The sequence below is a fragment of the Phormidesmis sp. 146-12 genome (genome assembly GCF_052939495.1).
The window spans coordinates 1-12,757 of sequence record NZ_JBJPHS010000031.1 but is presented as its reverse complement, the minus strand read 5'-3'; the positions used below and the strand labels follow the sequence as shown (position 1 = coordinate 12,757).

The following is a 12,757-nucleotide window of genomic DNA, read 5'->3' as shown; positions in this document are numbered from 1 at the left end:
TGATCGTGCTTGAATCCGCAAACGTTGCTCCGTGGCTCTACTGGTCGCTGTTTCCTATTCACCGTGCCTTTCTTCACTTCTATTTCAGTCAGATTACAATTCAGGGCCGTGGAAATCTTCCAGACAAAGGCCCGATGGTCTTAGCCTCCAAACACTTTAGCCGTTGGGATCCGCTTGTTCTCGCTCTGTTGAGTAGAGAACCTCTGAGATTTATGACGCGATCGGATCAAATGACTGGCGCGCAGGGTTGGCTAATTCAACGATTGGGAGGCTTCTCGCTTGACCCCACTCGTCCCAAAGTCTCTAGTATCCGTCTGACCATTCAATTACTTCGAGCGGGGGAAAAGCTAGTTGTTTTTCCTGAAGGTGGAATCGTTCGGGATGAGGCTCTACGTACTTTAAAGCCTGGAATAGCTCGCTTAATTCTCCAAACTGAAGCAACCGCAAAACCAGAAATCTCTATTCCTGTAGTGCCGATCGCAATACAATACAGCCCTACTTCATCTCCGAGGGCAGAAGTTATTGTTCATATTGCTCCACCTCTATTTATAAAGCAGTACCGTCAACCTGATGAGCAACAAACTGCTCAAGCATTCACCGAAGCCCTTCAAGAAGAAATCTCGCATGGTCTAAAGCTCATAGCAGATGAGTACCCTCTCAAGAAGAGTTCCTCATAGCACTGAGAGACATTGATGAATTTTTCAAACATCTGGGCCAAAAGACTTCCAGCCCCTTCGGAACATTTTCCAGCGAATCTCTTGACAGTAGGTTTAAGTTCACGCTACATTAGTCAAGCGGTCGAGAGGAGCCAAGCGAAAGCGGCGGTTCTTCTGGGGGCACTGAACCAAGACAACTGCATAGTTTGGAAGTCAGAATAGCACTTAACCTCGTCAAAGTAAATTGATTTCCCAATTTTCGAGAGAATTAGGTTCTTGAGGGGATTGGGAGAAGGTAACGCAACGAGAGGTAAGTTTCAGAGTAATTTGAGCTTACCGAAGAATGAGCGAATGAAACTCAACAACATGGAGAGTTTGATCCTGGCTCAGGATGAACGCTGGCGGTATGCTTAACACATGCAAGTCGAACGGAATCTTCGGATTTAGTGGCGGACGGGTGAGTAACGCGTGAGAATCTGCCTTCAGGACGGGAACAACAACTGGAAACGGTTGCTAAAGCCCGATGTGCCCTTCGGGGTGAAAGTATTTATAGCCTGAAGATGAGCTCGCGTCCGATTAGCTAGTAGGTGGAGTAATGGTTTACCTAGGCGACGATCGGTAACTGGTCTGAGAGGATGACCAGTCACACTGGGACTGAGACACGGCCCAGACTCCTACGGGAGGCAGCAGTGGGGAATTTTCCGCAATGGGCGAAAGCCTGACGGAGCAATACCGCGTGAGGGAGGAAGGCTCTTGGGTCGTAAACCTCTTTTATCAGGGAAGAAATCAATGACGGTACCTGATGAATCAGCATCGGCTAACTCCGTGCCAGCAGCCGCGGTAATACGGAGGATGCAAGCGTTATCCGGAATTATTGGGCGTAAAGCGTCCGCAGGTGGTTTTGAAAGTTTGCTGTCAAAGCGTCTAGCTTAACTAGATACAGGCAGTGAAAACTACAAGACTAGAGTTTGGTAGGGGTCACGGGAATTCCCAGTGTAGCGGTGAAATGCGTAGAGATTGGGAAGAACACCAGCGGCGAAAGCGCGTGACTGGGCCTGAACTGACACTCATGGACGAAAGCTAGGGGAGCGAAAGGGATTAGATACCCCTGTAGTCCTAGCCGTAAACGATGACAACTAGGTGTTGCCCGTATCGACCCGGGCAGTGCCGTAGCCAACGCGTTAAGTTGTCCGCCTGGGGAGTACGCACGCAAGTGTGAAACTCAAAGGAATTGACGGGGGCCCGCACAAGCGGTGGAGTATGTGGTTTAATTCGATGCAACGCGAAGAACCTTACCAAGGCTTGACATGTCGCGAATCTTCTTGAAAGGGAAGAGTGCCTTCGGGAGCGCGAACACAGGTGGTGCATGGCTGTCGTCAGCTCGTGTCGTGAGATGTTGGGTTAAGTCCCGCAACGAGCGCAACCCTCGTTTCTAGTTGCCATCATTAAGTTGGGCACTTTAGAGAGACTGCCGGTGACAAACCGGAGGAAGGTGGGGATGACGTCAAGTCAGCATGCCCCTTACGCCTTGGGCTACACACGTACTACAATGCTACGGACAAAGAGCCGCAAGTTCGCGAGGACAAGCAAATCTCATAAACCGTGGCTCAGTTCAGATTGCAGGCTGCAACTCGCCTGCATGAAGGCGGAATCGCTAGTAATCGCAGGTCAGCATACTGCGGTGAATACGTTCCCGGGCCTTGTACACACCGCCCGTCACACCATGGAAGTTGGCCACGCCCGAAGTCGTTACTCCAACCGTTCGCGGAGGAGGATGCCGAAGGCAGGGCTGATGACTGGGGTGAAGTCGTAACAAGGTAGCCGTACCGGAAGGTGTGGCTGGATCACCTCCTTTTAGGGAGACCTACCCTCTCAAGATAGTGAGGCGTGAGGCGTGAGGCGTGAGGAGAAATCCAAAGCTTCATCGCGAATGACTGCTTGACACGTTTTGAGATGGTCATCCCAAGGTCGTTCGAGAATAAGTGTTGACTTCCAGACTATGAGCTTGGTTGGGTAGATGGGCTATTAGCTCAGGTGGTTAGAGCGCACCCCTGATAAGGGTGAGGTCCCTGGTTCGAGTCCAGGATGGCCCACCATTCTTATCGAAGGGGGGTTTAGCTCAGTTGGTAGAGCGCCTGCTTTGCAAGCAGGATGTCAGCGGTTCGAGTCCGCTAACCTCCACTGTCCAAGACAGTCAAACAGTCCAGCAACTGATTTAGGTAACACTAAAGAGTCTGCTGGGTCTGACTCAGCTAGAACCATGAAAACTGCATAGAAACTTGTCAGGTAGAAAGTAGCTGACTCTCGGAATGTTTTTCCAGGAAGAACTGGAGAATAACGGATGAGATGTCAGAGACAAATATCACAGACACCAATGTTGAGAGTTAGTTGAAGTTGACCGAATTGTTGAGAAACAAGTGGTCAAGCTAAGAAGGGCTGATGGTGGATACCTAGGCACACAGAGGCGAAGAAGGACGTGGTTACCGACGATATGCTCTGGGGAGTTGGAAGCAAGCATTGATCCAGAGGTTTCCGAATGGGGCAACCCTATATACTGCCACCTGAATCCATAGGGTGGAAAGAGCGAACTCAGCGAATTGAAACATCTTAGTAGCTGAAGGAAGAGAAAACAAACGTGATTTCCCAAGTAGCGGCGAGCGAAACGGAAACAGCCTAAACCAGAGTGCATGCACTTTGGGGTCGTGGGACAGCGATATGGACTCAAGCGGCTAGACGAAGCAGTGGAATGCTGCACCAGAGGGGGTGAAAGTCCCGTAGTCGAAAGCTTAATGATACTAGCTGCATCCCGAGTAGCATGGGGCACGTGAAATCCCGTGTGAATCTGCGAGGACCACCTCGTAAGGCTAAATACTCCTGTGTGACCGATAGTGAACCAGTACCGCGAGGGAACGGTGAAAAGAACCCCGGAAGGGGAGTGAAATAGAACATGAAACCATCAGCTTACAAGCAATGGGAGGACGATTTAAACGTCTGACCGTGTGCCTGTTGAAGAATGAGCCGGCGACTTATAGGTACAGGTAGATTAAGCCGAGAATGGCGAAGTCAAAGCGAAAGCGAGTCTGATAAGGGCGCTAATCTGTATTTATAGACCCGAACCCTGGTGATCTAACCATGGGCAGGATGAAGCTTGGGTAACACCAAGTGGAGGTCCGAACCGACTGATGTTGAAAAATCAGCGGATGACCTGTGGTTAGGGGTGAAATGCCAATCGAACCAGGAGCTAGCTGGTTCTCCCCGAAATGTGTTGAGGCGCAGCGGCAATGATTATAGCAAGGGGGTAAAGCACTGATTCGGTGCGGGCTGCGAGAGCGGTACCAAATCGAGTCAAACTCTGAATACCTTGTGCACACATTGCCAGTGAGACGGTGGGGGATAAGCTTCATCGTCAAGAGGGAAACAGCCCAGACCACCAGCTAAGGTCCCCAAATCATAACTCAGTGATAAAGGAGGTGGGAATGCAAAGACAACCAGGAGGTTTGCCTAGAAGCAGCCATCCTTAAAAGAGTGCGTAATAGCTCACTGGTCAAGCGTTCCTGCGCCGAAAATGAACGGGGCTAAGTTATGTACCGAAGCTGTGGGATATATCTATCGATGTATCGGTAGGGGAGCGTTCTGTTGTAGTTTGAAGCATCAGCGGAAGCAGGTGTGGACGAAGCAGAAGTGAGAATGTCGGCTTGAGTAGCGCAAACATTGGTGAGAATCCAATGCCCTGAAATCCCAAGGTTTCCTCCGGAAGGCTCGTCCACGGAGGGTGAGTCAGGACCTAAGGCGAGGCTGAAGAGCGTAGTCGATGGACAATCGGTTAAGATTCCGATACTGATTTTGGATTGTGCAGAGGGACGGAGAAGGCTAACACAGCCCCATGTTGGTTAGGGGTTTAAGTGTCCGAGGCGATGAGAGTCGGTGAAAACGACTTGAGCGGAGGCATGAGTACGAGAGTCTACGGACTCGAAGTGTGTGATGTCAAGCTTCCTAGAAAAGCTCTAACCACGTTAATCCAAAATTACCTGTACCCTAAACCGACACAGGTGGGAAGGTTGAGAATACCCAAGGGCGCGAGATAACTCTCTCTAAGGAACTCGGCAAAATGGCCCCGTAACTTCGGGAGAAGGGGTGCCACCGAGAGGTGGTCGCAGTGAAGAGGCCCAAGCGACTGTTTACCAAAAACACAGGTCTCCGCGAAGTCGTAAGACGAAGTATGGGGGCTGACGCCTGCCCAGTGCCGGAAGGTTAAAGAAGTTGGTTAGGAGCAATCCGAAGCTGGCGACTGAAGCCCCGGTGAACGGCGGCCGTAACTATAACGGTCCTAAGGTAGCGAAATTCCTTGTCGGGTAAGTTCCGACCCGCACGAAAGGCGTAACGATTTGGGCGCTGTCTCGGAGAGAGGCTCGGCGAAATAGGAGTGTCTGTGAAGATACGGACTACCTGCACCTGGACAGAAAGACCCTATGAAGCTTTACTGTAGCCTGGTATTGGGTTCGGGCTTTGTTTGCGCAGGATAGGTGGGAGGCTGTGAGATTGTCCTTGTGGGGACGATGGAGCCAACGGTGAGATACCACTCTAACAAAGCTAGAATTCTAACCCTCAGCCGTTAACCGGCGAAGGAACAGTATCAGGTGGGCAGTTTGACTGGGGCGGTCGCCTCCTAAAAGGTAACGGAGGCGCGCAAAGGTTCTCTCAGGCTGGTTGGAAATCAGCCGTAGAGTGTAAAAGCACAAGAGAGCTTGACTGTGAGACAAACACGTCAAACAGGGACGAAAGTCGGCTTTAGTGATCCGACGGCGCTGCGTGGAAAGGCCGTCGCTAAACGGATAAAAGTTACTCTAGGGATAACAGGCTGATCTCCCCCAAGAGTTCACATCGACGGGGAGGTTTGGCACCTCGATGTCGGCTCATCGCAACCTGGGGCGGTAGTACGTCCCAAGGGTTGGGCTGTTCGCCCATTAAAGCGGTACGTGAGCTGGGTTCAGAACGTCGTGAGACAGTTCGGTCCATATCCGGTGCAGGCGTAAGAGCATTGAGAGGAGCCTTCCTTAGTACGAGAGGACCGGGAAGGACGCACCGCTGGTGTACCTGTTATCGTGCCAACGGTAAACGCAGGGTAGCCATGTGCGGAGCGGATAACCGCTGAAAGCATCTAAGTGGGAAGCCCACCTCAAGATGAGTGCTCTCATGGGGTTAACCCAGTAAGGTCACGGGTAGACCACCCGTTGATAGGCTTTAGATGGAAGCGCAGTAATGCGTGCAGTCGAGAAGTACTAATAGACCGAGGGCTTGACCTCAACTATCAACTATCAACTTAAACCGGCATCTAGTGTTTGATTATGACAAGTGTCTATGCAGCCTTCATGGCTCTATCTCTTTAGTTGATTCATCGAACTGATGAATCAATTGAAAATGCCTTAACTACAAGCTTTCCTGGTGTTCCTAGCGTCGTGGCACCACCCTGACCCATCTCGAACTCAGGTGTGAAACGCGGCAGCGGCGAAGATAGTCGGAGGGTAGCCTCCTGCAAAAATAGCTCATCGCCAGGACCTCTATCTCAACCAAAAGCCTAAAGCCTCTTTCTAAATCCTGGAATGAGGCTTTAGGTTTCTATCCTAAGACGCTGAACTTGCCGTGTTATTGAGTGTTGATCGGCCCTAAACTTTAGCTACTGAAGACGAGGTGAGCCATCGCCATTACGGTAGAAAGGGGTGAAGATGCAAACGGTTCTTTGCGTCTAAGTCCATTTAGTTTTTGTTTCCAAGCGATCGTGACTGACATCCAAACTTTAATTCTTGCTGTTGATCAAGCCGATTCCTCAACTCGTCTGTTAGAGGCAGTGCAAAATCTGGCCAGTGCTGAAGCGATCGAAGCAATCCCAGTGTTGATCACGGCGCTTGGCTATAACAATCCTGGGGCAGCGGTTGCAGCGGTAGATGGGTTGATTCGACTTGGGGAAGCGTCCGTCGGTCCATTATTAGAACAGTTGGATGGCTACAATTATGGAGCGAGAGCCTGGGCGGTGCGTGCTTTAGCTGGTATCGGTGACCCTCGTGGTTTGGAGATCTTGCTTACTGCGGCCCAGAATGATTTTGCGATGAGTGTGCGACGGGCTGCCACGAGAGGATTGGGCACGATCAACTGGGAAAAGTTAGACTCCACTCACAGACAATCGGCACAACTTCAGGCTCTCCAGGCTCTGCTGAAGGTTTCTCACGATCATGAATGGGTCGTTCGATATGCAGCTATTTTGGCACTACAATTCTTAGCGATCGCCGTGGTCAAAACGTATCCTGATTGGTTTGCTCAAATTCAGGCTCATTTCCATCACCTTGCTCAAACAGATGAAAGTCTAGCGATTCGATCGCGCGTGCAGTTTGCCCAACAGCAGTTACAGAATGTTTAATTAGTGTTGGTTCGATGATGTCTTTCGCTTCGTTGTTGAGTGTTTCTGTCTCCTAATTCTGGAAGACTTTTGGACAAGCGTTGTCTGCAAGATTTATCGAGCTTACAGTTAATTAGGTCTTTTGACTGATTGACTTTTACAAACTACCGGAACTACGGTGAATTCTTTGTCCACTTGATGTTTAGATCGAGTATACACACAGATATAGATTTTATCTAAACAGCCGAAATGCTTTAGCTACTAGAAAGACCTTTGGAGAAAGAGATGAGCGGGGTAAACGCAAAGATATACCTTGTTATTCTCCAATAGTTCTCACATGATTGAAATTGAAGGCTTCTAAAGGCAAAAAGTTCTAGTTACTAGAAATACAGATTTGAGTGTCTACAGTCTAGTAGTTAGATGGGCTTATGGTTGTGCTTTTCATATCAATTTCTTCCATTAGCGATACAGGATTGGTAAAGATCGAAGACCAAAGACTAACAACCTGTATTCAAAGTCTAAAGTCTAAGGTCTAACGACTGAAGCTTGATCGCCTTCTCAACCAAAATTTCAGATTTATCATATTGGAGTTCAATGAACCATGCTTCAAGGGTGGTTTCAAATTGCATTGACGCTGCTCATTGTAGTAGCAATGACTCCCTTCTTGGGGGGGTATATGGCCCGCGTTTATCAAGAACAAAGAACTCTGCTCGACCCCATTCTGAATCCGATCGAGCGCTTACTTTACGCTTTGTCGGGTGTTCAAGCCAGAGAAAACATGACGGGTTGGCAATATGCACGAGCGATCATATACAGCAACTTTGTCATGGCTCTGCTGCTCTTTTTGATCATTCTCAGCCAAGGTTGGTTACCGTTTAATCCAACGGGAGTTGGTGCCCCAACTTGGGACACTGCGCTGCATACCACGATTTCGTTTATCACTAACACCAACCAGCAGCACTACTCTGGCGAAACCTACCTGAGCTATGGCACTCAGATGTTGGGATTGGGCTATCACATGTTTACTTCGGCAGCGACGGGGTTAGCCGTGGGGATTGCCTTTATTCGCGGATTGACGGGTCGGCCCTTGGGCAACTTTTATGTGGATTTGATTCGATCAATTACCCGCATTTTGTTGCCAATCAGCATTGTGGGGGCGGTTGTTCTCATTGCATCTGGTGTTCCCGAAACGTTCGCAGGGCCAGCAGTGGTGGCGACACTAGAAGATCCGGCTGTGAGTCAAGCGATCGCTCGCGGGCCCGTGGCGCACTACGAAATTATCAAGCAGTTGGGAGAAAACGGCGGCGGTTTCTTTGCCATTAACTCAGCTCATCCGTTTGAGAATCCAAATCCATTCACCAATCTGATTCAAATTGTGGGAATGGTGTGTATTCCAACGTCCTTTATCTACACCTATGGCGTGTTTGCTAACAATCGAAAACAAGCCTGGTTAGTGTATGGGATGGTGTTCTCAATTTATGTTGGCTTCATCATCACCAACGCAATTGGAGAATACAACGGTAACCCCGCAGTCAATGCGCTGCTGGGAGGTCAGGCTCCCAATCTAGAAGGAAAAGAAGTCCGGTTTGGCTGGGCCCAGTCTGCCCTGTTTGCGACGACGACGACGGGGACGATGTGTGGTGCAGTCAACAGTTTGCACGATTCGTTTATGCCCAATGGTGGCTTTGTCACTTTGTCGAATATGTTTCTGCAAATCATCTGGGGCGGACAGGGTACTGGGACGGCGTATCTATTCGCTTACTTGATCCTCGCAGTATTCGTCACAGGATTAATGGTCGGTAGAACTCCGGAGTTTTTGGGGCGCAAAATTGAGAAGCGAGAAGTGGTTTTAGCCAGCTTTCTAATTCTATTAGTTCACCCAATCGCAATTCTAATTCCCGGAGCGATCGCGCTGGCATTTCCTGATCAGTTAGCGGGTATTAGTAATCCTGGTTTTCATGGATTAGCTCAAGTGATGTATGAATATGCGTCAGCCGCTGCAAATAATGGTTCTGGATTTGAAGGATTGGGCGATTCTCAGCCGTCGCCGTTTGCGATAGCGGGGGGCGCAACCCAAACCGCAACCGCTCTCTGGTGGAATCTCAGCACTTGTTTTAGTTTGTTAATCGGACGCTTTGTTCCGATCACGGCCCTTCTGCTGCTGGCAGATAGCATGTCGCGCAAACAGCCTGTTCCGCTCACCACCGGAACGCTGCGTACCGATACAGGACTCTTTACTGGAGTGACAGCAGGCGTAGTTTTAATTTTAGGCGCACTCACCTTCTTCCCAGTTTTGGCGCTGGGGCCGATCGCCGAAGCTTTCCAAATTGCTAAAGGAATTGGGTAGCTAAATTCTCACCTTCAAAATTGAGCCTGATTGTTACTCCTCACTTCCGACAAATTCTGAACTTATGGACACTCCACAGGATACGACTCCGATCGCTTCTCAGCCAATCAACACTCGCGACGCTGGCAGACGCACGCCTAAAGTAAACATGAGTGGGCTTTATCAGAGAGCAATTCGGGAGTCATTTACCAAGCTCGATCCGCGCAATCAGGTCAAAAATCCCGTCATGTTTGTGGTCTGGATTGGCACGATCGTCACTCTGCTCGTTACCCTTGATCCCAATCTGTTTGGCACTGTCCAGGGCGATCCGGGTCAAGAACGGGTGCTCAACGGACTGATTACACTGATTTTGTTCTTCACCATTGTCTTTGCCAACTTTGCGGAAGCGGTTGCCGAAGGAAGAGGGAAGGCCCAAGCGGATTCGCTGCGATCGACTCGATCCGATACGATCGCTCGCAAACTACTGCCAGACGGCTCCATTCAAGAAGTGAGTTCGACCGCACTGCGAAAAGGCGATCAGGTGAAAGTCGTCGCAGGCGATATGATTCCCTCTGATGGTGAAGTGATCAAGGGGGTCGCATCGGTTGATGAATCTGCAATCACAGGCGAATCGGCTCCCGTTCTCAAACAGCCCGGTACAGATATCATGAGTTCGGTAACAGGGGGAACGCGCATTCTGTCTGATGAATTGATTCTTAGAGTCACGTCTGATCCCGGTCAAGGCTTTATCGATCGCATGATTTCGCTAGTCGAAGGGGCATCCCGCAGCAAAACGCCCAACGAGATTGCTTTGACAGTGTTGCTCTCGGTTCTGACGCTCGTCTTTTTGATTGTGGTAGCCACGGTATCACCGCTCGCTAACTATGTGCAGTCACCGACGACGATCGCCATTCTGATCTCGCTGCTAGTTGCCCTAATTCCGACGACGATTGGGGGCTTGTTGAGTGCGATCGGCATCGCCGGAATGGATCGCGTCGCTCAGTTTAATGTCATCGCCACATCGGGTCGAGCCGTCGAAGCTTGCGGAGACATCAACACGCTGGTACTCGACAAAACAGGCACGATCACATTAGGCAATCGGTTAGCGGCTGAGTTCATCCCCGTCAATCGTCACAGTCTTGAAGAAGTGTCTCAGGTTGCGCTCGCCGCCAGTGTGTTTGACGAAACGCCAGAAGGGAAATCGATCGTTCGGTTAGCCGAGCAAAATGGCGCGACTGTCAGCTTCGATACCGACCATGCTTCTGGAGTAGAATTCTCCGCTAGAACTCGAATGAGCGGCACTGACCTACCCAACGGGCGCGAAGTTCGTAAAGGGGCAGTCGATGCGATTCGGGGATTTGTGCGATCACGCGGGGGCACTGTCCCTTCTCAACTAGACGAAGCCTATGAGCGCGTCTCTCGACTGGGAGGAACGCCCCTCGCCGTCTGTCAAGATAGCGAAATCTACGGCGTGATCTACCTCAAAGACATTGTAAAACCAGGTCTAAGAGAACGCTTTGATCAACTCCGCCGCATGGGAGTCAAAACGATCATGCTCACAGGTGACAACCAAATTACCGCCTCGGTGATCGCTCAAGAAGCAGGCGTAGACGACTTTATCGCCGAAGCCACTCCCGAAGACAAAATCGATGTCATCCGTCGAGAACAATCTCAGGGCAAGCTGGTCGCCATGACGGGAGACGGCACCAATGATGCGCCTGCTCTCGCTCAAGCCAACGTCGGTGTGGCGATGAATTCGGGAACCCAGGCTGCCAAAGAAGCGGCCAACATGGTGGACTTAGATTCTGACCCGACTAAGCTGATTGATCTGGTGACGATCGGCAAACAGCTTCTCATCACCCGTGGGGCCCTGACGACCTTCTCGATCGCCAACGACATTGCCAAGTATTTTGCGATCATTCCGACAATCTTTGCGGCGGCTGGCATTGGGGCATTGAATGTCATGCAGCTAAAAAGTCCCCAATCTGCCATCATTTCAGCCTTGATTTACAATGCGCTGATTATTCCTGCTTTGATTCCGTTGGCGTTAAAGGGCGTGCAGTTTCGACCATTGACGGCTGATCAATTGCTGCGTCGTAATATTTTGCTTTATGGCGTTGGCGGTGTCATTGCTCCTTTTATTGCCATCAAAATCATCGATGTGCTAATTCCTTTTTCTTAGAACCAATCATCGCCATGAAACCAACTCGTTCATCATTTTCTCAAACTTCTGTTCAGATTGTCGAAACTGCGATCGATCTCTTTGCTGAGTGGCGCAGACAAAAACTACCGCTCTACCTGTTTCTAGGACTGTGTTTCAATCTGGTCTTAGCGCCTGCGGTCTTTGCGGCTACGGGGGGCGATCTGTCTCGGAGCCAAACCTATTGGTTGTCAGCGCTCGGACTGGTTGTGGTCGCCCTGGGCATCTATTTATTCTTTGTCATGTTTGTACCGGAGAGATTCTAATGAGTTTTGCGCGTGAGGCAGGTAGAGCCGTCAGATCTACCCTGGTGCTTTGGGTGTTGACCGCAGTGATGTATCCCTTGGTCATGATTGCGTTTGGGCAGATTGTTTTTCCGTTTCAGGCCAATGGCAGTCTGCTTAAAAATGCTCAAGGTCAAGACGTTGGATCGGCGCTGATTGGTCAGCCGTTTACCTCAGACAGATATTTCAACAGTCGCCCCAGCACCACCAGCTACAGTACGGCTGATCCCCAAAAGGACGAAGCGGGTGTTCTCAAAACGGGCGTATCAGGGGCGAGCAATCTAGCTCCTAGCAATCCCGCCTTGTTGGATCGAATCAGAGGTAAGAGCGATCCTGACCCAGCCAACGCGATCGAAGGTGACATTCCTCGTCTCCAAAAAGCAGGCGTAAAACCGACGGCTGATCTCGTTTATACCTCTGGTTCTAGCCTTGACCCGCACATTACGCCAGAGTCGGCCACTGCCCAAGTCGATCGCGTCTCCAAAGCCAGAGGAGTACAGCCCAATCAGGTCGAAATTCTGATCTCACAAAATACGGATGGTCGCTTTTTGGGCATTTTTGGCGAACCTGGCGTAAATGTCTTGAAGCTCAACCTTGCTTTAGATAAACTCAAGCCAGCCGCCTAGAGTTTCCAGGGTGTAGTCAGATGTGAATTCGGTGAAATGCTTTGCTGCACGCGCTTCGAGATCCCGCTAGTGAAAGTTATTCAGAGGGAAGCGGAGGGCAAAAGCTTCAGGGAACAGCGCGAAAGAATTTCAGCGAATTCACATCACCTTAAACATCTCACCTCAAACACTTCACCTTAAACATCTCACCTCAAGCACTTCACCTCTGAAACTTAATCGTTAGACTTTATTGGAAATAGGAAGGTGTAGCCAGTAAAATAGTGCCAGTGTCCAT

6 protein-coding genes, 2 tRNA genes and 3 rRNA genes are annotated in these 12,757 nt (G+C 50.1%); all 11 read left to right on the top strand.

Going from position 1 to position 12,757, the window contains the following annotated elements:
• Positions 1 to 5: 5 nt before the first annotated feature.
• The 11 genes from ACKFKF_RS14755 to kdpC all read left to right on the top strand — a co-directional run bounded on the left by ACKFKF_RS14755 (position 6) and on the right by kdpC (position 12,483).
• A complete protein-coding gene (locus tag ACKFKF_RS14755; RefSeq protein WP_446868372.1) occupies positions 6 to 677 on the top strand; it encodes a lysophospholipid acyltransferase family protein in 672 nt (223 codons plus the stop codon).
• 342 nt (positions 678 to 1,019) lie between these two features.
• Positions 1,020 to 2,511, top strand: a 16S ribosomal RNA gene (locus ACKFKF_RS14750).
• Between the two features lie 164 nt (positions 2,512 to 2,675).
• Positions 2,676 to 2,752: transfer RNA gene (locus tag ACKFKF_RS14745), tRNA-Ile, on the top strand.
• Positions 2,753 to 2,764: 12 nt separating this feature from the next.
• Positions 2,765 to 2,837 (top strand) — tRNA-Ala (locus ACKFKF_RS14740).
• A gap of 238 nt (positions 2,838 to 3,075) precedes the next feature.
• Positions 3,076 to 5,959: ribosomal RNA gene (locus tag ACKFKF_RS14735) — 23S ribosomal RNA — on the top strand.
• Between the two features lie 135 nt (positions 5,960 to 6,094).
• Positions 6,095 to 6,211 (top strand): 5S ribosomal RNA (rrf, locus tag ACKFKF_RS14730).
• The 16S, 23S and 5S rRNA genes sit together here with 2 tRNA genes alongside, the layout of an rRNA operon.
• 221 nt (positions 6,212 to 6,432) lie before the next feature.
• The gene (locus tag ACKFKF_RS14725) at positions 6,433 to 7,068 is read left to right on the top strand and encodes a HEAT repeat domain-containing protein (RefSeq protein WP_446868371.1); all 636 of its coding nucleotides are present in this window, start codon (positions 6,433 to 6,435) and stop codon (positions 7,066 to 7,068) included.
• 580 nt (positions 7,069 to 7,648) lie between these two features.
• Positions 7,649 to 9,394: a potassium-transporting ATPase subunit KdpA gene (gene kdpA, locus ACKFKF_RS14720; protein ID WP_446868370.1), complete on the top strand. Its 1,746-nt coding sequence runs from the start codon at positions 7,649 to 7,651 to the stop codon at positions 9,392 to 9,394.
• 64 nt (positions 9,395 to 9,458) lie between these two features.
• Entirely contained in the window at positions 9,459 to 11,555 is a 2,097-nt protein-coding gene (kdpB, locus tag ACKFKF_RS14715; RefSeq protein ID WP_446868369.1) for a potassium-transporting ATPase subunit KdpB, read from the top strand.
• Positions 11,556 to 11,569: 14 nt separating this feature from the next.
• Positions 11,570 to 11,839 (top strand): potassium-transporting ATPase subunit F, encoded by a 270-nt coding sequence (locus ACKFKF_RS14710; protein WP_446858108.1) that lies wholly within the window; start codon positions 11,570 to 11,572, stop codon positions 11,837 to 11,839.
• The gene (kdpC, locus tag ACKFKF_RS14705) at positions 11,839 to 12,483 is read left to right on the top strand and encodes a K(+)-transporting ATPase subunit C (protein ID WP_446868368.1); all 645 of its coding nucleotides are present in this window, start codon (positions 11,839 to 11,841) and stop codon (positions 12,481 to 12,483) included. The genes ACKFKF_RS14710 and kdpC overlap by 1 nt, the downstream gene beginning before the upstream one ends.
• Positions 12,484 to 12,757: the final 274 nt, after the last annotated feature.

What these genes read in the sequence shown, in the direction of transcription:
- kdpA (WP_446868370.1), top strand. Translation starts at nt 7,649, where the DNA reads ATGCTTCAAGGGTGGTTTCAAATTGCATTGACGCTGCTCATTGTAGTA.
- kdpB (WP_446868369.1), top strand. Translation starts at nt 9,459, where the DNA reads ATGGACACTCCACAGGATACGACTCCGATCGCTTCTCAGCCAATCAAC.
- ACKFKF_RS14710 (WP_446858108.1), top strand. Translation starts at nt 11,570, where the DNA reads ATGAAACCAACTCGTTCATCATTTTCTCAAACTTCTGTTCAGATTGTC.
- kdpC (WP_446868368.1), top strand. Translation starts at nt 11,839, where the DNA reads ATGAGTTTTGCGCGTGAGGCAGGTAGAGCCGTCAGATCTACCCTGGTG.